General features: G+C 72.4%; 27 protein-coding genes. 9 read left to right on the plus strand and 18 right to left on the minus strand.

All coding sequences use genetic code 11. From position 1 onward, the window contains the following. Positions 1-33 precede the first annotated feature (33 nt). The 11 genes from QFZ74_RS01830 to QFZ74_RS01880 all read right to left on the minus strand — a co-directional run bounded on the left by QFZ74_RS01830 (position 34) and on the right by QFZ74_RS01880 (position 8,964). Positions 34-660 (minus strand): hypothetical protein, encoded by a 627-nt coding sequence (locus QFZ74_RS01830; protein ID WP_307619011.1) that lies wholly within the window; start codon positions 658-660, stop codon positions 34-36. Between the two features lie 239 nt (positions 661-899). After that, entirely contained in the window at positions 900-2,312 is a 1,413-nt protein-coding gene (gene aspA, locus QFZ74_RS01835; RefSeq protein ID WP_307619012.1) for an aspartate ammonia-lyase, read from the minus strand. A gap of 234 nt (positions 2,313-2,546) precedes the next feature. Beyond that, on the minus strand, positions 2,547-3,566 hold the full coding sequence (locus QFZ74_RS01840) for an asparaginase (protein WP_307619013.1): 1,020 nt from the start codon (positions 3,564-3,566) through the stop codon (positions 2,547-2,549). Positions 3,567-3,700: 134 nt separating this feature from the next. After that, on the minus strand, positions 3,701-4,378 hold the full coding sequence (locus tag QFZ74_RS01845) for a FadR/GntR family transcriptional regulator (protein WP_307624018.1): 678 nt from the start codon (positions 4,376-4,378) through the stop codon (positions 3,701-3,703). Between the two features lie 171 nt (positions 4,379-4,549). Further along, entirely contained in the window at positions 4,550-5,386 is an 837-nt protein-coding gene (locus tag QFZ74_RS01850; protein ID WP_307619014.1) for an undecaprenyl-diphosphate phosphatase, read from the minus strand. A 100-nt stretch (positions 5,387-5,486) separates the two neighbouring features. Then, positions 5,487-5,861 carry a fluoride efflux transporter CrcB gene (gene crcB, locus QFZ74_RS01855; RefSeq protein ID WP_307619015.1) on the minus strand — a complete coding sequence of 125 codons (375 nt, stop codon included), beginning with the start codon at positions 5,859-5,861 and terminating at the stop codon, positions 5,487-5,489. Continuing rightward, positions 5,858-6,292 (minus strand): DUF190 domain-containing protein, encoded by a 435-nt coding sequence (locus QFZ74_RS01860; protein ID WP_307619016.1) that lies wholly within the window; start codon positions 6,290-6,292, stop codon positions 5,858-5,860. The genes crcB (QFZ74_RS01855) and QFZ74_RS01860 overlap by 4 nt, the downstream gene beginning before the upstream one ends. Continuing rightward, positions 6,289-6,756, minus strand: coding sequence for a fluoride efflux transporter CrcB (gene crcB, locus QFZ74_RS01865; RefSeq protein WP_307619017.1), 468 nt, complete (start codon positions 6,754-6,756; stop codon positions 6,289-6,291). Before crcB (QFZ74_RS01865) ends, QFZ74_RS01860 begins: the two co-directional genes overlap by 4 nt. Before the next feature lie 213 nt (positions 6,757-6,969). After that, positions 6,970-7,257 (minus strand): helix-turn-helix transcriptional regulator, encoded by a 288-nt coding sequence (locus QFZ74_RS01870; RefSeq protein WP_307619018.1) that lies wholly within the window; start codon positions 7,255-7,257, stop codon positions 6,970-6,972. A 133-nt stretch (positions 7,258-7,390) separates the two neighbouring features. Next, positions 7,391-8,089 carry a response regulator transcription factor gene (locus tag QFZ74_RS01875; protein ID WP_307619019.1) on the minus strand — a complete coding sequence of 233 codons (699 nt, stop codon included), beginning with the start codon at positions 8,087-8,089 and terminating at the stop codon, positions 7,391-7,393. Positions 8,090-8,097: 8 nt separating this feature from the next. Beyond that, positions 8,098-8,964, minus strand: coding sequence for a sensor histidine kinase (locus QFZ74_RS01880; RefSeq protein WP_307619020.1), 867 nt, complete (start codon positions 8,962-8,964; stop codon positions 8,098-8,100). A gap of 139 nt (positions 8,965-9,103) precedes the next feature. Between QFZ74_RS01880 and QFZ74_RS01885 the strand changes: the two genes are divergently transcribed. The 4 genes from QFZ74_RS01885 to QFZ74_RS01900 all read left to right on the plus strand — a co-directional run bounded on the left by QFZ74_RS01885 (position 9,104) and on the right by QFZ74_RS01900 (position 13,075). Further along, positions 9,104-9,811 (plus strand): ABC transporter ATP-binding protein, encoded by a 708-nt coding sequence (locus QFZ74_RS01885; protein ID WP_307619021.1) that lies wholly within the window; start codon positions 9,104-9,106, stop codon positions 9,809-9,811. After that, positions 9,808-12,120 (plus strand): ABC transporter permease, encoded by a 2,313-nt coding sequence (locus QFZ74_RS01890; RefSeq protein WP_307619022.1) that lies wholly within the window; start codon positions 9,808-9,810, stop codon positions 12,118-12,120. Before QFZ74_RS01885 ends, QFZ74_RS01890 begins: the two co-directional genes overlap by 4 nt. Before the next feature lie 134 nt (positions 12,121-12,254). After that, the gene (locus tag QFZ74_RS01895) at positions 12,255-12,605 is read left to right on the plus strand and encodes a VOC family protein (RefSeq protein WP_307619023.1); all 351 of its coding nucleotides are present in this window, start codon (positions 12,255-12,257) and stop codon (positions 12,603-12,605) included. A 71-nt stretch (positions 12,606-12,676) separates the two neighbouring features. Continuing rightward, on the plus strand, positions 12,677-13,075 hold the full coding sequence (locus QFZ74_RS01900) for a MarR family winged helix-turn-helix transcriptional regulator (protein ID WP_307619024.1): 399 nt from the start codon (positions 12,677-12,679) through the stop codon (positions 13,073-13,075). A gap of 203 nt (positions 13,076-13,278) precedes the next feature. On the opposite strand, the gene QFZ74_RS01905 is transcribed toward QFZ74_RS01900, so the two are convergent. After that, positions 13,279-13,689 carry an SseB family protein gene (locus QFZ74_RS01905; protein WP_307619025.1) on the minus strand — a complete coding sequence of 137 codons (411 nt, stop codon included), beginning with the start codon at positions 13,687-13,689 and terminating at the stop codon, positions 13,279-13,281. Between the two features lie 344 nt (positions 13,690-14,033). Here QFZ74_RS01905 and QFZ74_RS01910 point away from each other — a divergent pair, with 344 nt between their 5' ends. Then, entirely contained in the window at positions 14,034-15,449 is a 1,416-nt protein-coding gene (locus QFZ74_RS01910) for a family 2B encapsulin nanocompartment shell protein (protein WP_307619026.1), read from the plus strand. A 79-nt stretch (positions 15,450-15,528) separates the two neighbouring features. Here the strand turns inward: QFZ74_RS01910 and QFZ74_RS01915 are convergent, their stop codons facing one another. Beyond that, entirely contained in the window at positions 15,529-16,497 is a 969-nt protein-coding gene (locus QFZ74_RS01915) for a threo-3-hydroxy-L-aspartate ammonia-lyase (protein ID WP_307619027.1), read from the minus strand. 139 nt (positions 16,498-16,636) lie between these two features. Here QFZ74_RS01915 and QFZ74_RS01920 point away from each other — a divergent pair, with 139 nt between their 5' ends. Then, on the plus strand, positions 16,637-17,440 hold the full coding sequence (locus QFZ74_RS01920; protein WP_307619028.1) for a thioesterase family protein: 804 nt from the start codon (positions 16,637-16,639) through the stop codon (positions 17,438-17,440). Positions 17,441-17,530: 90 nt separating this feature from the next. After that, positions 17,531-17,785: a DUF1876 domain-containing protein gene (locus tag QFZ74_RS01925; protein WP_307619029.1), complete on the plus strand. Its 255-nt coding sequence runs from the start codon at positions 17,531-17,533 to the stop codon at positions 17,783-17,785. A gap of 24 nt (positions 17,786-17,809) precedes the next feature. Here QFZ74_RS01925 and QFZ74_RS01930 read toward each other — a convergent pair whose 3' ends face one another. The 3 genes from QFZ74_RS01930 to QFZ74_RS01940 all read right to left on the minus strand — a co-directional run bounded on the left by QFZ74_RS01930 (position 17,810) and on the right by QFZ74_RS01940 (position 20,121). Further along, entirely contained in the window at positions 17,810-18,700 is an 891-nt protein-coding gene (locus tag QFZ74_RS01930) for a universal stress protein (RefSeq protein WP_307619030.1), read from the minus strand. Between the two features lie 62 nt (positions 18,701-18,762). Next, positions 18,763-19,374 (minus strand): hypothetical protein, encoded by a 612-nt coding sequence (locus QFZ74_RS01935; RefSeq protein WP_307619031.1) that lies wholly within the window; start codon positions 19,372-19,374, stop codon positions 18,763-18,765. Between the two features lie 78 nt (positions 19,375-19,452). Next, on the minus strand, positions 19,453-20,121 hold the full coding sequence (locus QFZ74_RS01940) for a CBS domain-containing protein (RefSeq protein ID WP_307619032.1): 669 nt from the start codon (positions 20,119-20,121) through the stop codon (positions 19,453-19,455). Positions 20,122-20,354: 233 nt separating this feature from the next. Between QFZ74_RS01940 and QFZ74_RS01945 the strand changes: the two genes are divergently transcribed. Both QFZ74_RS01945 and QFZ74_RS01950 read left to right on the plus strand, forming a co-directional pair. Then, positions 20,355-21,659, plus strand: coding sequence for a phosphoribosyltransferase family protein (locus tag QFZ74_RS01945; RefSeq protein WP_307619033.1), 1,305 nt, complete (start codon positions 20,355-20,357; stop codon positions 21,657-21,659). A gap of 52 nt (positions 21,660-21,711) precedes the next feature. Further along, positions 21,712-22,935 (plus strand): site-2 protease family protein, encoded by a 1,224-nt coding sequence (locus QFZ74_RS01950; protein WP_307619034.1) that lies wholly within the window; start codon positions 21,712-21,714, stop codon positions 22,933-22,935. Here QFZ74_RS01950 and QFZ74_RS01955 read toward each other — a convergent pair. After that, positions 22,930-23,379: a universal stress protein gene (locus tag QFZ74_RS01955; protein WP_307619035.1), complete on the minus strand. Its 450-nt coding sequence runs from the start codon at positions 23,377-23,379 to the stop codon at positions 22,930-22,932. The genes QFZ74_RS01950 and QFZ74_RS01955 overlap by 6 nt on opposite strands. Before the next feature lie 196 nt (positions 23,380-23,575). After that, on the minus strand, positions 23,576-24,124 hold the full coding sequence (locus tag QFZ74_RS01960) for a DoxX family protein (protein ID WP_307619036.1): 549 nt from the start codon (positions 24,122-24,124) through the stop codon (positions 23,576-23,578). Positions 24,125-24,145 lie beyond the last annotated feature (21 nt).

Consider the following 24,145-nt stretch of genomic DNA (forward strand, 5'->3'; position numbering starts at 1 on the left):
AATCGGCGTCGAGCGTCGACGTTCGCCGGCAGATCAGTCGTGCGGCGATGCGCCGGCAGCCGAGCGACGACCCCCGAGGGAGGCGACCAAGGCGTCTGCCACGATGGCCGCGTCCGCCTCCGCGACATCTGCTGGGTATTCCGGCAGCAGATCGTCCCAGACCGGCATCCATGACCCGTACAGCTGGGTCTGTCCCTCGGGCCGGGCGAAGAACCAGATGTGCAGGTGCGCGCCGCCATCTCCGATGCGGTAGACGTGGGCACGCGAAATATGTGGCAGGGCCTGCACGTGGCGGACGATGTGCGTGGACAGGACTCCCAGCTCGGCTGCCAGCTCATCGGGCAGGTCAGCCATGTCGTAGTGCTCGAGCGGATGCAGCATGAGCACCAGCGGCACACCGACTCCCTTGATCCGGGTGAGCCGCCAACTGTCGTTGAACCAGATCCCGTCGCCTCGGTCGCGGCACGACTCGCAGTCCGACGGGTCCTCGCCGTGCCGCGCAGGCTCGGGCAGAACCGGAGGGCGCAGCGGCGCGACGCGCAATCCGTCCGGTTCGAACGGGCTGATGTCCCACCCTGTCATGCGCGCGAGCGGGAGCCGCCGCTCGCCATCCGCAGCGGCAAGCGCGTGGTCGTAGAACTCGTCAGGTCGCAAGGCCATGGCCCGAAGACTAGTTCGACCTCGACACCCAGTGAGGACCGGGGTGAGCTGACTCCTCCCCGGTGGGGCAGACAGCGATCCCTGGTTGTGGATCTCCATCAGGTGGAGACGGGAGTGAGGAGTTCCGTGGGCGGCAGCGCGCCCGCCGTCTCGCCGCCCAGCACGAGGGAGGCGGTGCCGGCCAGGCCCAGCGCCGGGCAAGCGTGCCGACGCAGGGTGGCCGCGAGGCGACGGGCCGGTCAGGCGCCGGGTCGGCCGCTGCCCGCGAGGACCTCGGGGCGGAGCAGCTCGGCCAGGGTCTCGGCGGGCAACAGGCCCTTCTCCAGGACGAGTTCGGCGACGCCGCGCCCGGTGGCGAGGGCCTCCTTGGCGATGTCGGTGGCGGCCGTGTAGCCGATGTGCGGGTTGAGGGCGGTGACCAGGCCGATGGAGTTCTCGACACTCGCGCGCAGCGCCTCGGTGTTGGCGGTGATGCCGTCTACGCAGCGCTCGGCGAGCGTGAGGCAGGCGCTCTGCAGGTGGGTGATGCTCTCCGAGAGGGAGTGCAGGATGATCGGCTCGAACGCGTTGAGCTGGAGCTGGCCCGCCTCGGCGGCCATGGTGATGGCGACGTCGTTGCCGATCACCTCGAAGGCGACCTGGTTGACGACCTCGGGGATCACCGGGTTGACCTTGCCCGGCATGATCGACGAACCGGCCTGCACCGGCGGCAGGTTGATCTCGCCGAGGCCCGCGCGCGGGCCGGAGGACAGCAGGCGCAGGTCGTTGCAGCTCTTGGAGAGCTTGACGGCGATCCGCTTGAGCACGCCGGACATCTGCACGAAGGCACCGCAGTCCTGGGTGGCCTCGACCAGGTTGGCGGCGGTGACCAGCGGCAGCGCGGTGATCTCGGCGAGGTGGCGGCGGGCGGACTCGGCGTATCCGGCGGGGGCGTTGAGGGCGGTGCCGATCGCCGTGGCGCCCAGGTTGATCTCGTGGATCAGCTGGACGGCCTCGGCGAGGCGGCTGCGGTCCTCGTCGAGCATGACGGAGAACGTCGAGAATTCCTGGCCCAGCGTCATCGGCACGGCGTCCTGGAGCTGCGTGCGGCCCATCTTCAGGACGTCGCGGAACTCGACGGCTTTGCGGGCGAAGGCGTGCTGGAGGACGGCCATCGCGTCGAGCAGGCCGCGCACCGCGAAGACCGTGGCGATCTTGACGGCGGTCGGGTAGACGTCGTTGGTCGACTGGGCGAGGTTGACGTCCTCGTTGGGGTGCAGGTGCTCGTACTGGCCCTTCTCGTGGCCCAGCAGCTCCAGCGCCCGGTTGGCGATGACCTCGTTGGCGTTCATGTTGGTCGACGTACCGGCGCCGCCCTGGATGACGTCGACGACGAACTGGTCGTGCAGCTTGCCCCCGCGGATCTCCCGGCAGGCCTCGACGATCGCGGCGGCCTTCCTCGGCTCCAGCAGCCCGAGTTCCTCGTTGGCGAGGGCGGCGGCCTCCTTGACGGCGGCGAGGGCGTCGATCAGGTGCGGGTAGGCGGAGATCGGGGTGCCGGTGATGGGGAAGTTCTCGGTCGCGCGCAGGGTGTGGACACCCCAGTAGGCGTCCGCGGGAACGTCGCGGTCGCCGAGGAGGTCGTGTTCGGAGCGGGTGCCGGCGGGGGTCATGAGCGTGGTTCTTCTTTCGAGGGGGCGCGTGGCCGGGAGGGAGTGGTAGGGGCAGTGGGGTGAGGGCGGCAATGTGGGAATCACCGGGTGGCATAGAGCTACGTGACACACAGCTCTGTGCCACACAGCTACGTGGCGCACCGCCATGTGGGACACCACCATGTTTGGCGCCACCATGTGGGACACCACCATCCGGGTCCGGCCCACCCCGTGGCCCGGACCTCTCGGCTCGCGTTACGCCGAGACGGGCAGCGGGTCCGTGTCCAGCGCGCGTACCGGCCGTACGAAGCCGACCGGCTTGCCGCCGCCGAGCAGTTCCTCGCCCGCGAACGGGGTGAGGAGGGCCGGGTCGACGCCGACGCGGGCGAGGGCGGCGGCCGCGACCGGGATACGGGCCCGGTTGGCACCGTCGGCGATCTTCACGGCGATGGCGCGGCCGTCGGGGAGGGCGGCGACCTGGACGCCCTCGTAGCCGTCCTTGGCGAGCAGTCCGGGCACGGCGCGCATCAGCGCGGCCACGTCCCGGCCGGCGCCGGAGGCCATCTCGGCGTGCTCGCGCATGGCGTCGGCCACGCGCGCCTCCGGGGTGCCGGGGGCGGCGGAGGCGACGCGCGCGACGGAGCGGGCGAGGCCGTGCAGGGAGACGGAGAACAGGGGGGCGCCGCAGCCGTCGACGGTCACGCGCGCGATGCGCTGGCCGGTGAGGTCCTCGACGGTCTCGGCGATCGCCTGCTGGAGAGGGTGCGCAGGGTCGAGGTAGTCGTGCAGGGACCAGCCGTTGAGCCGGGCGGTGCAGAGCATGGCGGCGTGCTTGCCGGAGCAGTTCTGGGCGAGCCGGGAGGGCAGGCGGCCCTCTCGCACCCAGACGTCGCGCACGGCGGGGTCGAGGGGCATGTCCAGGACGTTGCGCAGGTCGTCCTCGGTGAGACCGGCCCGCTCCAGCATGCGCCGGACGCCGGCGATGTGGGTCTCCTCGCCGGAGTGGCTGGCGGCGGCCAGCGAGAGCAGGTCGCCGTCGAACGGCAGCCCGGCGCGCACCATGGCCACGGCCTGGACCGGCTTGAGGGCCGAGCGCGGGTAGAAGGCTGCCTCGATGTCGCCGATCTGGAGTTGGACCTCGCCGTCGGCGCCGAGGACGACGACGGAGCCGTAGTGGATGCCCTCGACGACCCCGCCGCGTATGACGTGGGCGACGGGGGCGTGGAGGGGCTCACGGACGAGGGGCGCGTCCGACGCGGAAGTGTTGCTGAACATCGCTACCTGGATCATTGGTGGGGTGGTGGGGGACGGACCGGGGCGGGGTTTCCGCTCGTTCGGTGCCGGTGTGCTGCTGCTCGGCGGCGGTCGTGGGAGGGGGCGGGCGCGGCACGCCGGACGCCCCCGCTCGCTCACACCGCGGAACTCCCTTGCGCGGGGATGCCCGCGCGAGTGGAGCGCACGATGTCGGTGAGGCTGGTCTCGACGCGGTCGAGGTGGTGGGACATGGCCTCCACGGCGTGCTGCTCGTGGCCGTCGACGAGAGCGTCGACGATCGCCCGGTGCTCGCGGTTGGACTGCTCGCGGCGGCCGCCCAGCTCGGTGAGGAAGGCCGACTGCCGGGCCAGCGCGTCGCGGATCTCCTCGATCACGCGGCGGAAGACCGGGTTCTGGGCGGCCTCGGCGACGGCGATGTGGAAGAGGGTGTCCATCGCGACCCACGCGGTGGTGTCGGTCTCCCGCTCCATCCGGTCGAGGAGGTGGGCCAGGTGGTCGAGGTTCTCGGGCGTGCGGCGCTTGGCGGCGTAGCCGGCGACCGGGATCTCTATGTGGCGGCGCACTTCGAGCAGGTCGCTGGCCGCGTAGTCGCCGAAGGTGGGGTCCTCGACGGCGTTGGCGACGACGAAGGTGCCCTTGCCGGTCTTGGAGACGGTCAGGCCCATCGTCTGCAGGGCGCGCAGGGCCTCGCGGAGTACGGGCCGGGAGACCTCGAGCGTGCGACAGAGCTCGGCCTCGGAGGGGAGCTTGTCCCCCATGGCGTACTCGCCGCGCTCGATGGCACCGCGGAGGTGGGCCAGCACCGCTTCCATCGCGCTGACGCGTCGCGGACCCGGCCCACCTGTCTGGCTGTCTGACAGGTTCACAGGAGAGATGTTCCGGTCGGACGTGGGGCTGTGTCAAGGCGGGCAGGAAAGACCGACGGGCGTGAAGCCGGAGTACGGCCTCACGCCCGTGTGAGCGAGGGGTGCGAGCGGCGCCTGTCAGCTCTCCAGGACGCCCGTGCCCAGAAGGCCGAAGAGCAGGAGGCCGACGGCGATGCGGTAGAGCACGAACGAGTTGAACGAGTGCTTGGCGACGAACTTCAGCAGCCAGGCGATGGAGGCGTACGCGACGACGAAGGAGACGATCGTGCCGACGACCAGCGGCGCGGCGCCCACGCCCGCACCCAGCGCGTCCTTCAGCTCGTACAGGCCGGCGCCCGTCAGGGCCGGGATGCCGAGGAAGAAGGAGAGACGGGTGGCGGCGACGCGGTCCAGGTCGAGCATGAGCGCGGTGGACATGGTGGCGCCGGAGCGGGAGAAGCCGGGGAAGAGCAGGGCGAGGATCTGCGAGGAACCGACCAGCATCGCGTCCTTGAACGAGGTGTCGTCCTCACCGCGCTTGTGGCGCCCCATCTGGTCCGCGGCCCACATCACGCCACTGCCGGCGATGAGGGAGCCCGCCACGACCCAGAGCGAGGCGAGGGGGCCGTCGATCAGGGGCTTGGCGGCCAGGCCCACCACGACGATCGGGATCGTCGCGGCGATCACCCACCAGGCGAACTTGTAGTCGTGGCTGTGCCGCGCCTCCCGGTTCACCAGACCGCGCCCCCAGGCGGAGACGATGCGGACGATGTCCTTGAAGAAGTACACGAGCACGGCGGCGATGGCGCCGACCTGGATGACGGCTGAGAACCCGACGACGGACTTGTCGTCGACGGGGATCCCCATGAGCCCCTCGGTGATCTTGAGGTGGCCGGTGGAGGACACGGGGAGGAACTCGGTCACCCCCTCGACGACTCCGAGGACGACGGCCTGACCGACAGAGATGGCGCTCATGGGATCCAGTTCTGGGGAGTTGGTCGACAGTGTTGTAGACAGTCTTACTATGCCAAGGTGTCCGGGCAGTGCCGCGCCCCGGTGTCCGCCGGCACGCCTCTCAGACCCACAGCGTTTCGGCGATGGACACGCCGGCGAAGGCCGCACCGAGGCCCGTCGCCACGCTCGCGACGACGTTGGCGGCAGCGTAGAGCCCCGCACCGGCCTCGGTCAGCCTGAGGGTCTCGTAGGAGAAGGTCGAGTACGTCGTCAGCGCGCCGCACAGCCCGGTACCGAGCAGGAGCTGGAGGCTCGGACCTGCGGCGCCCGCGGAGACGGCGCCGGTCAGCAGACCGAGGATGAGGCAGCCGGTGACGTTCACCACGAAGGTGCCCCAGGGGAAGACCGAGTCGTGCCGCGACTGCACCGCACGGTCGGTCAGATAGCGCAACGGAGCCCCGACCGCGGCCCCGGCGACGACCAACAGCCAGTTCACAACGAGTTCTTACCCTTCCCGTCCGTTTCGCCCGGAGTGCCCGACTGTCGGCCGGTCGAGCCGCCCGGGACGTCTGAGGCATCCGAGGCTTCCGACGAGCGGCCGACGTACCGGATGACCTCGCAGTCGTCCACGGTCACGAGCCCCTCGCTGACCAGCTCGTCGAGCTGCGGGAGGAAGTCCCGCACCCGCGCCTCGGTGTCGACGATGACGACGGCCACCGGCAGGTCCTCGCTCAGGGACAGCAGCCGCGTGGTGTGGATGCGGGAGGAGGCGCCGAAGCCCTCGATGCCGCGGAAGACGCTGGCGCCGGCCAGTCCGGCGGCGTGGGCCCGGTGCACGATCTCGGCGTACAGGGGCTTGTGGTGCCAGGTGTCGTTCTCGCCGATGAAGACGGTCACGCGCAGGGCCCGGCCGGTCAGCCGCGTCATGACCGGCCCCCGGTCGCGAGGACACGGCGGGTGGCCGCCGACCCGAGCCACACCGCGGCGAGGGCCGTGCACAGGGTCGCGGCGAGGTAGGCCGGCCCCCGGGCGGCATGGCCTGAGGCGACGAGCTTCTGGATGTCGACGGCGTACGTCGAGAAGGTGGTGAACCCGCCGAGCACGCCTGTGCCGAAGAACGGGCGGACGAGGCGGTGGGCTGCCCATACGTCGGTGATGATCACCATGAACACGCCGATCACGGCGCATCCGACGACGTTGGTCCAGAAGGTGGCCCAAGGAAAGTCACCGGGCGCCGCGGGCCACCACAGCGACAGTGCGTGACGAGCCGTGGCGCCGAGGGCGCCGCCGAGGGCGATGACACCGACGACGGGCGCGTCGGTGCGCAGCGCGGAACGGCGCGGTGGGCTGCTCCGGGGGATACGGAGGCTCTCGGTTTCCGGGGCGGTCATGGTCGTGCGTCTCCTACTCGCCAAAGGCCCGGGCCTGCGGGCGCATGCCTTCAGGAAGCAGGGACCGTTGGCGGCATCCGTGCCGCGGTTGGGATACGGCGGGCCCCACCGCCGCGCCGCGACAGTGAGATCACGGCCGTGGAACAGGTTAACGCCCGACGCCCACCACGGTCACCTCACGCCGTGTGAGGCCGCGGGCCTCTCCCGCCCCTTTCACCACCCCTTCTCGAACAGCCTGGCCACCTCGGCGATCCGCACCTCGTCGCGCCGGTAATAGGTGCGGTGCCTGATCCTCCTGCTGCGCAGCAGACCGATGCGGGTGAGGAGGCCGAGGTGGGCGGCGGCGACCCGGCGGGACACCCCGAGCTTGGTGGCGACGGCGCGAGCGGTGACCCCTGCCTCGGCCGGATCGACGTGCCGCTGCGGCGGGAAGTGCGCGACCGGATCCTTCAGCCACTCCAGGATGTCCAGGCGCGTGTGGCGGGCGGGAGTCCTCCCCATCTCGTCACCTCCGTCCGAAGGGCGTCTACCCCCGCCCGGCCCCACTGTCCCGCGACCGGCCCCGGCGCGTCCGGTAGTCGGCGGCGTTTGTCCGGTACCGAGCGGCCATGCGAGCGGGAACCGTTACGCCGGCTCAGCGCTCCCCCGCTCTCACCAACCCCGTCTCATAGGCGAGCACCACGGCCTGGGCGCGGTCACGCAGGCCCGACTTGGCGAAGATGCGGGCCACGTGGGACTTGACCGTCGCCTCGCTCAGCGACAGATGGGCGGCGAGCTCCGCGTTGGACAAGCCGCGCCCCATCCAGGTCAGCACCTCGCGCTCCCGGGGCGTGAGGGCGTCAACGTCGGCGTGCACCGTCCGGGGCCGCTCGGCCTGCGCCGCGTACCGCTCCACCAGGCGCCTGGTGATCGACGGGGCCAGCAGGGCGTCCCCCGTGTCCACCAAGCGGACCGCTGCTGCCAGGTGTTCGGGGGTGACGTCTTTCAGCAGGAAGCCGCTCGCCCCGATGGACAGGGCCGTGTACACGTACCGGTCCAGGTCGAAGGTGGTCAGCATGAGCACCCGGCACTCCGGCGCCCGCTCCAGAATGAGCCGGGCGGCCTCCAGCCCGTCCATGTTCGGCATGCGGATGTCCATCAGCACGACGTCCGGCCTGAGTTCGCGCGCCGCGGCCACCGCCATCGCCCCGTCGGCCGCCTCGCCGACCACGTCGATGCCGCGGGCGGTCAGGATGAGCCGGAAGCCGGTCCTGATCAGCGTCTGGTCGTCGGCGATCAGGACGCGGGGTACCCGCTCCGCTCGCCCCTCCTCCAGACCCGTACCCACCGGCATGCCCGACCTCACAGCCCGTCCAGGGGTATGCGCGCCCGGACGCGGAAGCCGCCGCCGAGGCGGCGCCGGGCGTCCAGGTCACCGCCGTACACCGCGACCCGCTCGCGCAGCCCGAGCAGTCCGCGCCCGGCGCCCGCCCGCGACCTGGGGCGCGGCCTCGGACTCGGCGACTTCGCCGGTGCGGAGCCGGTGAGGACGCTGGGACCGGTGTTGAGCACCTCCACGCGCAGGGCGTGGTCGGCATAGCGCACCGTCACCTCCGCCTTGCCGCCGTCGCCGTGTCTGAGCGCATTGGTGAGGGCCTCCTGGATGATGCGGTAGGCGGTGATACCGATGCCCTGCGGAAGCGGACGCGGGTCGCCGGATATCCGTACCTCCACGGGAAGTCCGGCGAACGATATCCGGTCGACGAGCGGACCGAGCCGGTCGAGACCGGGGTGCGGGGCCAGGTCCGTACCCGGATCGTCGGCGCCGCCCGGGCCCGGGCCGGCGTCGTCGCCGTTCGGTGAGGGCGCCAGCACGCCGAGCAGGTGCCGCAGGTCGGTCATCGCGCCGCGGCCCGTGTCCTCGACGGCGCGGAGCGCGACCGCGGCCTCGTCCGGCATCGTGCCGAGCACTTCGCGGGCGGCGCCCGCCTGGACGATCATGAGGCTGACGTTATGGCTGACGATGTCGTGCAACTCGCGGGCGATGCGGTCGTGTTCGGCCGCGATCGCGGCGCGGGCCGAGCTCTCCCGCTCACGCTCCAGCAGCCAGCCGCGCTCCCCCACGGCCGTCCGCCACCGCCGCCGGACGCGCACCAGCGCGACCGCCAGCCCTGCGGCAGCCGCGCACGCCACCGCGAGCGCCGTCACCAACACGTCCTGTTCCCCCATGGCTTCACTGTCGCAGACGGCTCCGACATCCGCATCGTCCTGTGGATACAGCATTCTGCATCTCCGGGATGACAGGTGGGACGATGTGCCATCCGCAGAGGGATGCCGCGGCAGCGAACCCCCGCATAGCGTCCCGTCCATGGTCACTGACATGGGAACGGGCGAGGTCGTCGTGCGGCTCGACGACGTGCGCAAGGAGTACGGCGAGACGGTCGCGCTGGACGGGGTGTCGCTGGAGATCCGTGCCGGGGAAGCGGTCGCGGTGATGGGGCCCTCGGGGTGCGGCAAGTCCACCCTGCTCAACATGATCGCCGGGCTGGACCGTCCGTCGGGCGGCACGGTCGTCGTACACGGCGAGAGTGTCGGGGAGTTGAGGGAGAAGGACCTCGCGCTGTACCGGCGGCGCCGGATCGGCATGATCTTCCAGTTCTTCAACCTCATCGACGACCTGTCCGCCCTCGACAACGTCGCCCTGGCCGCGCAGTTGACGGGCGTCCCGGCCCGGCAGGCGCGCCGGCGGGCGCTGGAGCTGTTCGAGGAGCTGGGCATCGCGGGGCGCCGCAACGCCTACCCGGCCGCACTGAGCGGCGGCGAACGCCAACGCGCCGCCGTGGCACGGGCGTTGATGAACCGGCCAGCCCTGCTGCTGGCCGACGAGCCGACCGGTGCCCTGGACAGCCGGGCCGGAGAGCAGGTGATGGACCTGCTGCTCGACCTCAACCAGATCGGCCAGACGCTGATTCTGGTGACGCACGACCAGCATCTGGCGACGCGCTGCGCGAGCCGCCTGGTCGAGCTCGCCGACGGCCGGGTGACCGGCGAGCACACCCTGGAGCCGTCCGCATGAGGGCGGTGTGGAAGGCCGCGCGTGCGGCCGTACGGCGACGCAGGTTGCAGACAGTGGTCATCTGGCTGGTCACGCTGGTGTCGACGGGCTCGATGGTGGTCGCCCTGGGCCTGGTCGCCGCAGCGTCCGGGCCCTTCGACGAGGCCTTCGGCGAGCAGCGCGGCCCGCATGTCGTGGCCGCGTTCGACCCGCACAAGGTGCCGGACGTCCAACTAAGGCGCGCGGCACGGGCGTCGGCGGTCGAGGCGGTGTCCGGGCCCTTCTCCCAGGCGACCGTCACGATCCCGCGCGGGGCGGGGGACGACTACGGCCTCGGCGGTGAACTGACGGTCGTGGGTCGCCCAGGTCCGGGCGGAGCGGTGGACAAGGTGGAGCTCTGGGCGGGCCGCTGGGCCACCGGGCCCGGCGAGGTGGTGGTGAACCGGCCGTCGGACTGGACCGCTGACGACCTCGGCAAGAAACTCCGGCTGCCCTCGGGTCCGACCCTCACCATCGTCGGGTTCGGCTTCGATTTGAGCCGCACGGCGGACTCCTGGGTCGCCCCCGGCCAGATCGCTGCCCTGCATCCGACCGCCACCCAGATGCTGCTCCGGTTCAAGAACGCCTCGTCGGAGAAACAACTCCGGGCCGGCCTCTCCTCGGTGACCGGCGGGCTGCCGACGGGAGCCCTGACGAGTACCCAGTCGTACCTGCTGCTCAAGCACCAGATCGGCAGCTCGGCCCGGGCGTTCGCGCCCTATCTGATGACCTTCGGCATCCTCGGCATCCTGGTGGCGGTGCTGATCGTCGCCAATGTGGTCAGCGGCGCCGTGATCTCCGGCTTCCGGCACATCGGCATCCTCAAGGCGCTGGGATTCACCCCGGGACAGGTGCTCGCCGTCTATCTCGCCATGATCTCCGCACCCGCCGTGCTCGGCTGTGCGCTCGGTACCGTCTGCGGCAACCTGCTGGCGCGCCCCTTCTTCGAGTTCGTGTTCACGGGGCCGGATGCGGGCGTGTTCCACGACAGCGTCGGCATCGCGCCCTGGGTGAACGTCGTCGCACTGCTCGGGGTGCCCGCCGTCTGCCTCCTCGCGGCACTCGCTCCCTCACTGCGGGCACGCGCCCTGTCCGCGGCGCGGGCCATCAGCGCGGGCAGCGCCCCGCGCGCGGGGCGGGCACTCGGCATTCAGCGGCGGCTGGCGGGCACCCGGCTGGCGCGGTCGGTGAGCCTCGGCATGGGACTGCCCTTCGCCCGCCCGGGGCGCAGCGCGCTGACCCTGGCCGCCGTGGTCCTGGGCGTGACGACCGTGACGTTCGCGACCGGTCTGGCCACCACGATGACCCGGTTCAGCAGCCCCGAACGACACCCGTACGACGTCACGGTGTACGCCAGCAACTTCCGGCACGGCAAGGAGATCCAGCCGGAGCACGGAGACCGCGCGCTGGAGCGGCTTCTGCGTTCGCTGCCGGGCGCGACCCACGTCGCGGCGCGGGGAGACGCGGAGGTCGTCGTCGCCGGAACCTCGATGAAGGTCTTCCTCGAAGGCCACCGCGGTGACCCGGGGCTCGAGACCCTGATCACCAAGGGCCGCTTGCCGCACGGCACCGGCGAGGTCACGGCCGGCGAGGCCTTCCTGCGCCAGAACGGCCTGAAGGTCGGTGACCGCCTGCGACTCAGGAGGGGAGAGCGCCGGGAGGATGTGACCATCGTCGGAGAGAACATGCTGGACACCCATGGGGTGGTAGCCGGCGACTGGTCGACGTTCACGGCCCTGGCACCGGAGGAACGGCCCATCGCCTACCACATCAGACTGCGCGACGGCGCGGCACCGCAGGCCTACGCGCGCGCGGCGAGGGCCGCCGACCGAGGCGTCAGCCCGACACTGGAGGGTCCGAACAACCTCGGCCGGACCATCATCGGCTCCGCCGCGATGCTGACCCTGATGCTTGCCGTGGTCACCTCGCTCGGCGTCTTCAACACGGTCGTCCTCAACACCCACGACCGGCGTCGCGACCTGGGCATGCTCAAGTCGATCGGCATGACGCCCCGGCAGGTCACGACGATGATGGTGACCTCGATGGCGGTGCTCGGCGTGATCGGCTCGCTGCTCGGCATTCCGCTCGGCATCGCCGGATACGAGGCGGTGATGCCCCGCATGGCAGGCGCCATCGACGTCACCCTCCCGTCGTACATGACGGACGTCTGGCACGCCCCAGCCCTGGGCGGCCTCGCCCTCGCGGGCCTGGTGATCGCACTCCTGGGTTCGTTCGTCCCGGCCCGGCGCGCGGCGCGGCTGACGGTGGCGGAGGTGCTGCACAGCGAGTAGCGATGGATGCGGCCGGGGAGTCAGGCCCCGCAACCGATCAGGATCGAAGAAGCCGCACCCCGCTCCCCCGTCCTAGCGTGAAGGCGTCGGCGAAATCGTCGGCGGCATCGCACCGCAGAAGGAGTCACCCCGTCATGACCGCAGGTCTCAGGACGATCATCTATCCCGTCAAGGATCTCGACCGGGCGAAGGAGCGGTTCGCCGCCCTGCTGGAAGTGGAGCCCTACGCGGACACGCCCTACTACGTCGGGTTCAAGGACGCCGGGCAGGACGTCGGGCTCGATCCGAACGGGCATGCCAAGGGGATGACCGGGCCGGTTCCGTACTGGCACGTGTCCGACATCCGGGGGCGGCTGGCGGTGCTGCTGGAGAGCGGAGCCGAGGTGCTTCAGGACGTGACGGACGTCGGGGGCGGGAGGCTGATCGCCTCGGTGACGGACCCGGACGGCAACCTCGTGGGGCTGCTCCAGGACCCGGAGTCCTGAGGCGTACGGCTGCCTGAGCCCGCACTGGTTGCACGCTCAAGGAAGCTTGCGCGCGGTGTTACCGTGCGGGTATGGCAGTCAACGCGGCCGAGACCCGGCTGGAGGAGCGCTGGCGGGAGATCCTGTCGGTGCACGCTCGCACCATGTGCGAGATAGACCGGGCGCTGCACCCGCACGGGCTGGGTGCGAGCGACTTCGAGGTGCTCGACATCCTCGCCGCGGAGTCACCCCGGCAGGGCGACCAGTGCCGGGTGCAGAACCTCGTGGGGCGAGTTCATCTGAGTCAGAGCGCGCTGTCGCGGCTGATCGGCCGGCTGGAGAAGGAGGGCCTGGTCGTCCGCTCGGTCTGCGCGGAGGACCGGCGCGGGGTGTGGGTCGCCCTCACCGGCAAGGGCCGCGATCTGCACGCGGAGGTGCTGCCCCTCCAGCGCGCGGTACTGGAGCGCATGCTGTCGGCGGCGCGGGACTAGCGGACCCGAAGCCGAGGCCGAAGACGAAGCCGAGGCGGAACCCGAAGCCGAAGCAACTCGAAGTCCAAGCAACCCGAACCTGATCTGAACCCGCCAGGGCGACGGTACGACGGTCGGCCCGAGCCGAGGGGCTACCCGGCCCGGGCCCTGATGCTTCTGGACTCGGTCCACTTCTGTCGGCCGGTGATGGTAAAGAGGCGCGCTCAGCCCGCCGGTCGTGCGAGCAGCGTGCGTACGCCCTCCGACGTGAGCGTCAGTCCGTGGTCGGAGCTGCCGTCGATGGCGAGCGAGAGTTCCTCTTCGGGCCACTGAGCGGCGAGTGCACCCAGGGGCACCATGCGGTACTGGGACACCGAGGGCAGCAGGTCGGCCATCTCCAGCTCGGACGTGAACACCGGCACGACCGGAGCGCCGCCACCGGGCTGGTCGAGGACCGGCAGTGCCAGCAGCGACGGGTCGGCGGAGGCCGCCTCCCCGGCGTCGTCCGGCACGGGGACGAGCACATCACTGCTCGCCAGCGTGTCGAGGGCGGCCGGGTCCTCGGCGTCCACGGCCAGCGCGTCGAGCGCCTGCCGGGCCGGCGTCGGAATGTTGTCGTTGGCGGGTGTTGCCATGGCAGATCCCCTGTTAGCAGTGGTGGTGCGACCCGCCCGGAACTCCGTGGTCCCGGGCGCGGTCCTGCACGAGTACCCGACCACGCCGGAGACATTCCTGCGAGTTGTCCGGCCGTGGCGGCAGTGCGTCAGGCCGCTGACCTGCGCGGCGGCGATCCGGGTACCGCCGAACGGGTGGCGGCGGTGGCACCAGGGGTGGTGCGGGAGCAGTCCCGTGCCGGACGTGCCTCGCCCGCCGTCGGAATCCATCACTCGTCGTGACGGGGCCTGGGTAGCTGTAGACACGGAGGGTGACGACACCCACCCGTGTCGTCACCGGTGCGTGCGACAGGAGAGAAGGCGACATGTCCATCGACACCGGTACGGCGCCCCCGGCGGGCGTCGAGGAGCGGGAGCAGCAGAGCCTCGGTACCGCCGCGGCACGGAATCTGACGACGACGACCAAATCCGAACCCCAGATGCAAAAAATCAGTTCACGGTGGCTGACGCGCATGCTGCCGTGGGTGAACGTGCCGGGCGGCACGTATCGCGTCAACCGGCGGCTGTCGTTCGTGCTGGGCGACGGGCGGGTCACGTTCGTCCAGACCGGAGGGCAGGTCACCGTGGTCCCGGCGGAGCTGGGCGAACTGCCGCCGCTGCGCTGGTTCTCGGACGGCACGGCGCTCCAGGCGCTGGCCGAGCGGTTCGAGCAGCGCGAGTACGCGCCCGGGCAGGTGATCGTGGCGGCCGGGCGGCCGGCCGACCACGTGTACCTCGTCGCGCACGGCAAGGTGGAGCGGATCGGCGAGGGGCCGTACGGCGACGAGACGGTGATCGGGCTGCTGGCGGACGGCGACACGTTCGGCGGCCGGGTGCTCGCGGACCCGGACGGCACCTGGGAGTTCACGGCCCGCGCGGCGACCGCGACGACCGTGCTGGCACTGCCGCACGCGGCGTACGCCGAGGTGGCGCGGCGCCACGACGGCCTGCGCGCGCACGTCGAGGCGGCCCGGCTCGACGGGCACCGGCCGCTCACTCCCCAGGGCGAGGCCGAGATCGCGCTCAGCTCGGGGCATGTGGGCGAGCCCGACATCGCGGGCACGTTCGTGGACTACGAGCCGGAGCCACGTGAGTACGAACTGAGCGTCGGACAGACCGTGTTGCGCGTCCACACCCGCGTCGCCGACCTCTACAACCAGCCGATGGACCAGACGAAGGAGCAACTGAGGCTGACCGTCCACGCGTTGCGGGAGCGCCAGGAGTACGAGCTGGTCAACAACCGGGGCTTCGGGCTGTTGCACAACGCGGCCTTCGACCAGCGGATCTCGACCCGCTCCGGTCCGCCGACCCCCGACGACCTGGACGAGCTGCTGAGCATGCGGCGCAACACCAGCTTCCTGTTCGCGCATCCCCGGGCGATCGCCGCGTTCGGCCGCGAGTGCAACAAGCGCGGGCTGTACTTCGGCAGCATCGACGTGGGCGGCCACCATCTGCCCGCCTGGCGCGGGGTGCCGCTGCTGCCGTGCGGGAAGATCCCGGTCTCGGCGGGCCGTACGTCGTCGATCATCGCGATGCGTACGGGCGAGGAGGACCAGGGCGTGATCGGCCTGTTCCAGACGGGCATCCCGGACGAGGTCGAACCGGGCCTCAACGTCCGCTTCATGAACATCAACGAACAGGCGGTGATCTCGTACCTGGTGAGCACCTACTACTCGGCGGCGGTGCTGGTGCCGGACGCGCTCGGCATCCTGGAGAACGTGGAGGTCTCGCGCCGCGACTAGCGCCTCGCGGATCGCCGTCAACACCCCGGGTATCCCTCGCTGACGCGACGGGTACCCGGGGCCGGTGAGGGGGCGGCCGTCAGCCCTGGACGATCTCGGCGAACCGCTCGGCACCGACGTTGCCGCCGGACAGGATCACGCCGATCCGGCGGGGCAACGGGTCGATCCGCCCGGTGAGGAGCGCGGCCAGCCCGCTCGCCCCGCTCGGTTCGACGACGGTCTTCAGCCGCTCGAAGGCGAACCGCATCGCGTCCCGGATCTGCTCGTCGTCGACCAGGGTGATGTCGTCCAGCAGCCGCTGGTTGATGGGGAAGGTGAGCTCTCCGGGTGCGGCGACGGCCTGGCCGTCGGCGATGGTGCGGGGCACGGGGACGGTGATCCGCCGGCCGGCCTCCAGGGACCGCTTGGTGTCGTCACCGGCTTCCGGCTCGACGCCGATGACACGGATGCCGGGCAGCAGCCCGGTGGCCGCCACCGCGCTGCCGGCGGCCAGCCCGCCGCCGCCGACCGGCACGAGGAGCGCGTCCAAGTCCCCTGTCTCCTCGATGAGTTCGAGGGTCGCGGTGCCCTGCCCGGCGATCACATGGGGATGGTCGTACGGCGGGACGAGCGTCAGTCCGTGCTCGGCGGCGAGGGCTTCGCCGAGCGCGATCCGGTCGCCGGTGTAGCGGTCGTACGTGACGACCCGCGCGCCGTAGCCCATGGTCGCCTCGACCTTGGAGCGGGGCGCGTCCTCGGGCATCACGATCACGGCGGTGGTGCCCAGCTCGCGTGCGGCGAGCGCGACAGCCTGGGCGTGGTTGCCGGAGGAGTAGGCGACGACTCCCTTGGCGAGCTGCCCGGCGGACAGCCGGGAGACGGCGTTGTACGCGCCGCGGAACTTGAAGGCGCCGGCCCGCTGGAGGTTCTCGCACTTGACGAACACCTCGGCCCCGACCAGCTCGTCCAGGGTGCGTGAGCACAGGACGGGCGTGCGGTGGACCACCGGTCCGATGCGCGCCGCGGCGTCCTGGACGTCCTGAAGGGTGACGGTCCGGCCGTCGGTCATGTCGCACTCCGTTCTGAGCGGCTGGGGGGGCGGGCGGACCGTGGGTCCGGCAGCGGGAGGATCCTGAGCGTGGGACGGGGCAGCACCCTCTCAGTGACCCTGTTCGCCGCCCTGTGAAACACCCTAGGAGAAGCCTCAATTGAACACCGGTAGCTACTACGAGCGCATCGACGACCACCGTTTCAAGCCCACCGCGCACGCGGGCGGGGCCTGGGATCCCGACGAGATGCACTTCAGTCCGCTGGGCGGTCTCGTCATGCACGCCGTGGACCGCCTTCTGGCGGGTCGTCCGGACGCGGGGATGGTGCCGGCGCGGATCAGTTTCGACATTCTCGGGCGGCTCGCGCTCGACGAGTGCGAGATCCGGGTGGAGACCGTGCGTCCCGGGCGCACGATCGAACTGGTCGAGGCCGTCGTGCTCGTCGCGGACCGTCCGGTGGTCCGGGCCCGCGTCTGGCTGCTGACCGCGCTGGACACCGCGGCCGTCGCGGGCGGTGCCGGCGAGCGGCTGCCCGCTCCGGAGACGCTCAAGCCGTGGCCGCTGGGGGACGTGTGGCCCGGGGGCTACATCGCCTCGCTCGACGTACGCCCGGTCGGCGAACCCCGGCCCGGCCGCACCACCGCGTGGGTCGCCACGCCGCTCGCCCTGGTGGCGGGCGAGTCCAGCAGCCCGCTGGCCTCGTACGTCACCCTCATCGACACCGCGAACGGCATCGCCGTACGGGAGTCGCCAGGCGCCTGGATGTTTCCGAACGTCGATCTGACCGTGCACCTGCACCGGCCGCCCGGGGGCCGCTGGACCGGGCTGGACACCACCGTCACGTTCGGTCCCGCCGGGCACGGTCTGACCAGCTCGGTCCTGCACGACGAGAACGGCCCGGTCGGGCACGCCCAGCAGATCCTCACCGTACGGCCGCAGCCCGAGGCGGACCTGGACGGCTGACGGCGGGTGCCGGGGTCGTCAGCTCTGGCCGCGCCCCGCCGATGGGCGCAGCCTGGGAGGGGGAGGGTCCCGTCCACGGAGGTGATCGCGGTGGAAGCCAAGGAATGGACCGTGCAGATCTACATCACCGAGGAGGGCGACGACACGCTCGCGCGTGCCGTGCTGACAGCTTCGGACACGTCGCAGGTCACCGGGCGCGGCACTGCCCGGCGCAATCCGGACGACCGTCCGATCCCGGTGATCGGCGACGAACTCGCGGCCAGCCGCGCCCTGGAGGACCTGGCGACCCGGCTGCACGACGTGGCCACCGACGACATCGTCCAGATGGCCGGGCCCGTCGAGTAGGCGACGGTACGGTCCCGGCCGGGATCACTCCGGAGCCAGCTCGGCCGGTGGGACGGGCTGCGGCACGACGGCCACCGGGCAGGCCGAGCGGTGCAGCAACGAGTGGGCCACCAGGCTCAGTCGGAGCCCCCGGTGCCCTCCCTCGTGCCGCGCCCCGATGATCACGAGGTCAGCGGCGGCCGAGCGGTGGAGCAGGATCCGGCGGGTCGATCCCTCGGCGGCCGTACGGAGCACCCGTACGCCGGGATGCTCCGCCTCGGCTTCCTCGAGCAGTGCGTCGATCTCAGCCAGGGCCTGCTGCTCGTGCGCGGGGGGCGGGTCCCCGGCCGCAGCGTGGTCGTCGGCGCTCGCGCGGTGCCAGACGCGGACGACGTCGAGGGCGCACCTGCGCGCCTTGGCCTCGCGGAACGCGAACCGTACGGCCGCACGGGCGGTGGTGGGGTCACCGGCGCCGAGCAGGATGCGCCCGTGGGAGCCGGCCACCCCGGCGCGGTCGCCGCGTACGACGATCACCGGGCAGTGCGCGCGGGCGGCGACGGCCAGGTCGACGGAGCCGAGGAAAATCCCCTTGAACACCCCGCGGCCGCGCGATCCGGTCACCACGGCGAAGGCGTGGTGACCCTCGCGTACGAGGGCGTCCGCGGCCTCCTCGGGGGCGATGTCCACCGTGACCTTCACGTCCGGGTCGGCGCGGGCCGCGCGCTCGGCGGCCGCGTCCACGATCCGCGCCGTCCTGACCCGCTCGGCCTCGCCCGCCTGGCCGTTGGAGGGCGCGCCGCCCTCGTAGCGCTCCCAGAGGGAGGCGTGCACCAGCCGCAGCGGCAGCCGGTGCCGGGCGGCCTCGCCCACCGCCCAGTCGACCGCGAGCAGGCTCGGGTCCGTTCCGTCGACGCCCACGACCAGGGGAGGTGTCATCTCCGCTCCCGTCGTGTCGCCGTGCGGTCCGTCCGGGCCTCCCTCGGCCGCCGGACCCCGGCTCACCCCCGCCCGCCGCTCAGGTTGCGCCACTGCGGCTCCACCCGCTTCCACTCCGCGTCCCACTCGGCCAGCCGGCGCCGGAAGAGGCACCCGCGGACCAGCCGGCCGCCGGTCCACACCATCGCGCCGGTGATCGGTGCCACGAGCACGCCGGTCAGCGCCGCCTGCACCGCCGACTCGGTCTCGGTCAGGGGCCGGGGCACCATCCGGTCCGCACGGTCCGTCCACACCGTGACGCGGCTGCCGGCCCGGGCCCCGGCGTCGACCTCGGCGCGGCCGGTGTGGACGGTGCCGTCCGCGGACCGCCAGCGGACCGTCTCCCAGGCCCGTCCGTCGTCGTAACCCGTCGTCGAGGACGGGGCTTTGGCGTCGCCGGTCAGCACGGCGGAGACGGTGTGCACCTGCGCGCGCCGGACGGTGAGCGTGTGGTCGACGTTCAGGGCCGCCGTCACGCCCGCGAGCGCTCCGCCGAGCACGGCGAGGACCCATGCGGCGAGCAGGACCCAGGCCTCGACGACATCGCCGGTGCGCCGCAGCGGGTTGGTCCGCCAGCGCCACAGCCGCGCCCGGATCTCCTCGGTTCGACGTGTCCTCGTCGTCCTCGTCGTCATCGTTCGACGCCTCCTCGGCCGCTCCCCGCTCGCCGCCGTACCCCTCTACGCGCTCGTGTCACCTCGTACGCGCTCGTGTCACCTCGTGTGTGCCGGTTCCTCCGGAAGGTCGGGGTCGAGGTCGGGGACGCGGGGCGGCCCCAGGAGCGCGCAGTCGACGTCGACCACGCCCTCGACCGATCGCGTCATACGGGTCGCGACGGGAACGACATCGGTGTCGCGGACGCGGCCGCTCAGTGTCACCACCCCGTCCCGTACGTCGACCTCGATCTGTGCGGGGGTGTCCGCGAACAGCCGCTCGACGACCTCGCGGCGCACCTCCTCGGCGATGTCCGCGTCGTCCCGCAGGAACACCTTGAGCAGGTCGGAGCGGCTGACGATGCCCTCCAGTTCGCCGTCGGGGCCGACCACGGGCAGCCGCTTCACGCCGCTGCGGGCCATGACGCGCGCCGCCTGGGCGACGGTGGCGCCGGGGTGCACGGTGACGGGCGGGGCGGTCATGAGTTCCCCGGCGGTCACCGCTCTCGCCTTGTCCGGGGCAAAGGCCGCGTCGCGGTACTCCTCCTTGCGCAGCAGGTCCGCCTCGGAGACGACGCCGACGACCCTGCCGTCGTGGTCCAGCACCGGCAGGGCGCTGACCCGCCGGCGCCGCATGGTCCGCACGATGTCCTTGAACGCCGCACCGGTGCGCAGGGCGATGACACGGCGCGTCATCACGTCGTTCACCACGTACGGAGTGCCGTCCATGGCGTCCTCCCGACTGCTCGGCACCGTCCCGCGACGCCTTCGGGCCGCGCCGGGGACATCGCGCGGACTCACCCGGCCCTGCCAATTGCCACGGTAATAGCCCTGGGCGCGATGCGCCTGGCCCTGCCGAGTCGCCGGGGGCGCGGTGCAATGGAAGGGGCGGGGTAGGCGGAGTACGCGGGGGCATCCGGGGGTGGGGCGCAGGTATCGGCCGCAGGCCCAGGAGGTACCGCATGCGATTCGACAACCGTACGGACGCCGGGCGCCGCCTGGCCGGGCACCTGGAGCAGCTGCGGGGCGAGGACGTCGTGGTGCTCGGGCTGCCGCGCGGCGGTGTGCCCGTGGCGTACGAGGTGGCCCGGGCGCTGGACGCGCCGCTGGACGTGCTCGTGGTGCGCAAGCTGGGCGTGCCGTGGCAGCCCGAGCTGGGGTTCGGCGCGATCGGCGAGCAGGGTGTCCGGGTGCTCAACGAGGACGTGATCCGGGACGCCGGGCTGGTCCCCGCCCAGCTGGCGCCCGTCGAGGAGGCCGAACGGGCCGAGCTGGAGCGGCGGGTGGGCCGCTACCGGGCCGGCCGCGACTGCATGTCGCTGGCCGGGCGGACGGCGGTGATCGTGGACGACGGGATCGCGACCGGCGCCACGGCCGAGGCCGCCTGCAGGGTCGTACGGGACCAGGGCGCGGCGCGCGTCGTGCTCGCGGTGCCGGTCGCGCCGGAGAGGACGCTCCCGCACCTGCGGGAGGTGGCCGACCAGGTCGTGTGCCTCCAGAGCCCGCGCTATCTCGGCTCGGTCGGTTCCTGGTACCAGGACTTCGAGCAGACCGGCGACGACGAGGTGGCCGCCCTGCTCGCGCACAGCGCGCGTCCCGCCCAGGCCCCACCGCCCCCGCCGAACCGCGAGGTCGAGGTCCCGGCCGGGCGGGCGCGCCTGGCGGCGCGGTTCGTGCTGCCCGAGGGCGCGCGGGGCGTGGTGGCGTTCGCGCACGGCAGCGGGAGCAGCCGCAACAGCCCGCGCAACCGGTACGTGGCCACCGTCCTGAACCGGGCCGGGCTCGGCACGCTGCTGCTCGATCTGCTCACCCAGGACGAGGAGGGCGACCGGTACAACGTCTTCGACATCTCCCTGCTGGCCGAGCGCCTGCGGGACGCGTCCGCGTGGCTGCGCCGTGAAACCGCGCTGCCCGTCGGCTACTTCGGTGCGAGTACCGGCGCGGGCGCGGCTCTGGAGGCGGCCGCCGACGATCCGGGCATCGCCGCGGTCGTCTCGCGCGGCGGCCGGCCCGACCTCGCCTCCCCCGCAGCGCTGGCCCGGGTCCAGGCCCCGACGCTGCTGATCGTCGGCAGCAGCGACACCCGGGTGCTGAGCCTCAACCAGCTCGCCGCCGACCAGATGCGCTGCGAGCACCGGATCGCGGTGGTGCCCGGCGCCGGGCACCTGTTCGAAGAGCCCGGCACCCTGGCCGAGGTCGCCGTGCTGGCCCGCGACTGGTTCACCGAGCACCTCGGACTCCCGGACACCGGGCCGCCGCCGGCCTGAGCCGGGCAGCGGCCGGGCGGGGCATGTCCGTTCGGCGGAGCGGCGCGCGACGATGGAGCTGGGGGAATCGGCAGCGGGCGGCTTCCCTCGGGTCCGGGAGGAGCCGGAGGGCGAGGCGAGTGCGATGGACGAGTCGCTGTCACTCGGCCGGATCGCCGGCGTACGCGTCGGCCTGCACTGGAGCGTGCTGGTCATCGTGGCGCTGGTCGCGGTCCTCCTGGCGCGCGGCCGCTTCCCGAGCGCCCACCCCGGCTACTCCCCCGCCCTGTACTGGGTGGTCGCGCTGCTCACCTCGGTGGTCTTCCTCGCCTCGCTGCTGGTGCACGAGCTGGCGCACGCGGTGGTGGCCCGGCGCAACGGCGTCCAGGTCGACGGGATCACGCTGTGGATGCTCGGCGGCGCGGCCCGGCTGCGCGGCGAGGCGCCGACGCCGGGCGCGGAGCTGCGGATCGCTGGCGTGGGGCCGCTCACCAGCGCGCTGGCCGGGGGTGTGCTGGTCGGGCTGACGTGGGGGCTGGAGGTGCTGCACGCGCCGGGGCTGGTGGTGGAGGCGGTGGCGTGGCTGGCCGCGATCAACCTCGTGCTGGCCGTGTTCAACGCGCTGCCCGCCGCTCCGCTGGACGGCGGCCGGATCCTGCGGGCGTTCTTGTGGCACCGCACCGGCGACCGTCTGCGGGCGACCCGGGGCGCGTCGGCGGCGGGCCGGGTGCTGGGCTGGCTCATGGTGCTGACCGGCCTGGCCGCGGTGCTGTTCGCCCGCGACCTCTCGGGGCTGTGGGGTGCCCTGATCGGCTGGTTCCTCATCACGACGGCGGGCGCCGAGGCCCGGCACGCCGAGCTGCACAGCGCCCTGGACGGCGTGTCCGTCGGCCGGGTCATGACGCCCGACCCGGTCACCGTGCCGTACGCCACGACCATCGACGCCTTCCTGGCCGAGGGCCCCTTCGGGCCCTACCGGCACTCGGCCTTCCCCGTACTGGCGCCGGACGGCACGGTGGCCGGGCTGATCACCATGGACCAGGTCAACCGGACGTCGCCGAAGATGCGTTACCGCACGACGGTCGGTGACGAGATGAGGCCGCTGTCCGACGTGGTGACGGCCGCGCCCGGCGATCCGGTCGTGGACCTCGTGCCACGTCTGCACACGAGTCCGGTCCGCACGGCGCTGGTCGTGGAGGGCGACGACGTCGTCGGCATCGTCACCCTCAACGACGTCAACCGCGCGCTGACCTGGCCGACCGCCGCTCGCCGCAAGCAGCCCGAGCCGCCTTCATGACATCGCCTGCTCGGCGCGCACGATCACCACGGGGCACTTGGCGTGCTGCGCCACGTGCTGGCTGACCGACCCGAGCAGTGCCCGTGCGAACCCGCCCCGGCCGTGGCTGCCGACGACCAGGACCTCGGCTTCTTCACTCGCCCTGAGCAGCACGTCGACGGGGTGGCCGCGTACCAGCAACGCCCGGACGGGGGCGGCCGATTCGGGGCCCAGCGTCTGCGCGAGCTCCTCGGTCAGCCACGCCCGGGCGTTCTCCTCGTCGAGATCGGCGTCGACCGCCGGGGCCGACCAGCTCTCCTGACCGGGCACCTCCCACACGGCGACCGCGTCCACCTCGGCGCCGACGAGACCGGCGTACCGTTCCGCCCAGCGCAGCGCCGCCTGCGAGGACGGCGATCCGTCGACGCCGACCACGACCCGCGGGCCCAAGACTTCCCCGTCCATGCGTCCACCTCTCCTACGGCTCTCCCCCTCCACGCTGCGCGACGCGGCGCCGCCCCGCCACGGCAGCGTCCGGGAGCGGGGCATACGGGTGGCGAGGGCGGCGGCGGACGGGGGGCGGACGGCGGACCGGGTGGCGAGGGCGGAGGCAGACCGGGTGGCGGCGGCTACGGGCCGAGGTGGCCGACGACGCCGGGGATCAGCCGCGTACGAGCAGGATCACGACGGCGAACACCACGGCGAGCGCGGTGGCGGTGATGCCGTACGCGAGGCGGTGCGCCCGCAGGCCGGGCAGGAAGCGGTCGGCGGCGATCCTGCCGGGGCCGGTGAGGGTGAGACCGAGCGCGCCGGCGGTCAGCAGGAGTTCGTACTCGATGCCCTTGGGGGCGACGAAGCCGCCGCCCCAGCGCACGGCCAGCACGTTGATCATGGTGCCGACGAGTGCGGCGCCGGCGAGCGGCGTGAGCAGGCCGAGGGCGAGGCCGAGTCCGCCGAGGGTCTCGGTGAGCCCGGCGACGACCGCCATCGCCTTGCCCGCGGGATAGCCGCTCATGGTGAAGAACTGGCCGGTGCCCGCGATGCCGCCGCCGCCGAACCAGCCGAACAGCTTCTGCGTGCCGTGCACGGCCATGGTCAGGCCGAGGACGACGCGCAGGATCAGCAGCCCGGCGTCGTAGGCGCGCAGGGAGGGGCCCGCGGCGGCGTCGGTGGCGGAGGTGCGGACGGGACTGAGCGTGGAGGTGGTCATGTGGGGCGCCCTTCCGGGAGG

This window comes from Streptomyces sp. V3I7 (assembly GCF_030817495.1).
Taxonomy (GTDB): domain Bacteria; phylum Actinomycetota; class Actinomycetes; order Streptomycetales; family Streptomycetaceae; genus Streptomyces.

Excerpts from the sequence above, each read along its gene's own strand:
- QFZ74_RS01880 (WP_307619020.1), bottom strand. The coding sequence starts at position 8,964 with ATGGGGGAACAGGACGTGTTGGTGACGGCGCTCGCGGTGGCGTGCGCG.
- QFZ74_RS01905 (WP_307619025.1), bottom strand. The coding sequence starts at position 13,689 with ATGGCAACACCCGCCAACGACAACATTCCGACGCCGGCCCGGCAGGCG.
- QFZ74_RS01940 (WP_307619032.1), bottom strand. The coding sequence starts at position 20,121 with ATGGACGGCACTCCGTACGTGGTGAACGACGTGATGACGCGCCGTGTC.
- QFZ74_RS01830 (WP_307619011.1), bottom strand. The coding sequence starts at position 660 with ATGGCCTTGCGACCTGACGAGTTCTACGACCACGCGCTTGCCGCTGCG.
- QFZ74_RS01945 (WP_307619033.1), top strand. The coding sequence starts at position 20,355 with ATGCGATTCGACAACCGTACGGACGCCGGGCGCCGCCTGGCCGGGCAC.
- QFZ74_RS01845 (WP_307624018.1), bottom strand. The coding sequence starts at position 4,378 with ATGGAAGCGGTGCTGGCCCACCTCCGCGGTGCCATCGAGCGCGGCGAG.
- QFZ74_RS01955 (WP_307619035.1), bottom strand. The coding sequence starts at position 23,379 with ATGGACGGGGAAGTCTTGGGCCCGCGGGTCGTGGTCGGCGTCGACGGA.
- QFZ74_RS01960 (WP_307619036.1), bottom strand. The coding sequence starts at position 24,124 with ATGACCACCTCCACGCTCAGTCCCGTCCGCACCTCCGCCACCGACGCC.
- QFZ74_RS01840 (WP_307619013.1), bottom strand. The coding sequence starts at position 3,566 with ATGTTCAGCAACACTTCCGCGTCGGACGCGCCCCTCGTCCGTGAGCCC.
- QFZ74_RS01915 (WP_307619027.1), bottom strand. The coding sequence starts at position 16,497 with ATGACCGACGGCCGGACCGTCACCCTTCAGGACGTCCAGGACGCCGCG.
- QFZ74_RS01935 (WP_307619031.1), bottom strand. The coding sequence starts at position 19,374 with ATGACGACGAGGACGACGAGGACACGTCGAACCGAGGAGATCCGGGCG.
- QFZ74_RS01930 (WP_307619030.1), bottom strand. The coding sequence starts at position 18,700 with ATGACACCTCCCCTGGTCGTGGGCGTCGACGGAACGGACCCGAGCCTG.
- QFZ74_RS01895 (WP_307619023.1), top strand. The coding sequence starts at position 12,255 with ATGACCGCAGGTCTCAGGACGATCATCTATCCCGTCAAGGATCTCGAC.
- QFZ74_RS01900 (WP_307619024.1), top strand. The coding sequence starts at position 12,677 with ATGGCAGTCAACGCGGCCGAGACCCGGCTGGAGGAGCGCTGGCGGGAG.
- QFZ74_RS01860 (WP_307619016.1), bottom strand. The coding sequence starts at position 6,292 with ATGACGCGGCTGACCGGCCGGGCCCTGCGCGTGACCGTCTTCATCGGC.
- aspA (WP_307619012.1), bottom strand. The coding sequence starts at position 2,312 with ATGACCCCCGCCGGCACCCGCTCCGAACACGACCTCCTCGGCGACCGC.
- QFZ74_RS01890 (WP_307619022.1), top strand. The coding sequence starts at position 9,808 with ATGAGGGCGGTGTGGAAGGCCGCGCGTGCGGCCGTACGGCGACGCAGG.
- QFZ74_RS01850 (WP_307619014.1), bottom strand. The coding sequence starts at position 5,386 with ATGAGCGCCATCTCTGTCGGTCAGGCCGTCGTCCTCGGAGTCGTCGAG.
- QFZ74_RS01875 (WP_307619019.1), bottom strand. The coding sequence starts at position 8,089 with ATGCCGGTGGGTACGGGTCTGGAGGAGGGGCGAGCGGAGCGGGTACCC.
- QFZ74_RS01950 (WP_307619034.1), top strand. The coding sequence starts at position 21,712 with ATGGAGCTGGGGGAATCGGCAGCGGGCGGCTTCCCTCGGGTCCGGGAG.
- QFZ74_RS01910 (WP_307619026.1), top strand. The coding sequence starts at position 14,034 with ATGTCCATCGACACCGGTACGGCGCCCCCGGCGGGCGTCGAGGAGCGG.
- crcB (WP_307619017.1), bottom strand. The coding sequence starts at position 6,756 with ATGACCGCCCCGGAAACCGAGAGCCTCCGTATCCCCCGGAGCAGCCCA.
- QFZ74_RS01885 (WP_307619021.1), top strand. The coding sequence starts at position 9,104 with ATGGTCACTGACATGGGAACGGGCGAGGTCGTCGTGCGGCTCGACGAC.
- QFZ74_RS01870 (WP_307619018.1), bottom strand. The coding sequence starts at position 7,257 with ATGGGGAGGACTCCCGCCCGCCACACGCGCCTGGACATCCTGGAGTGG.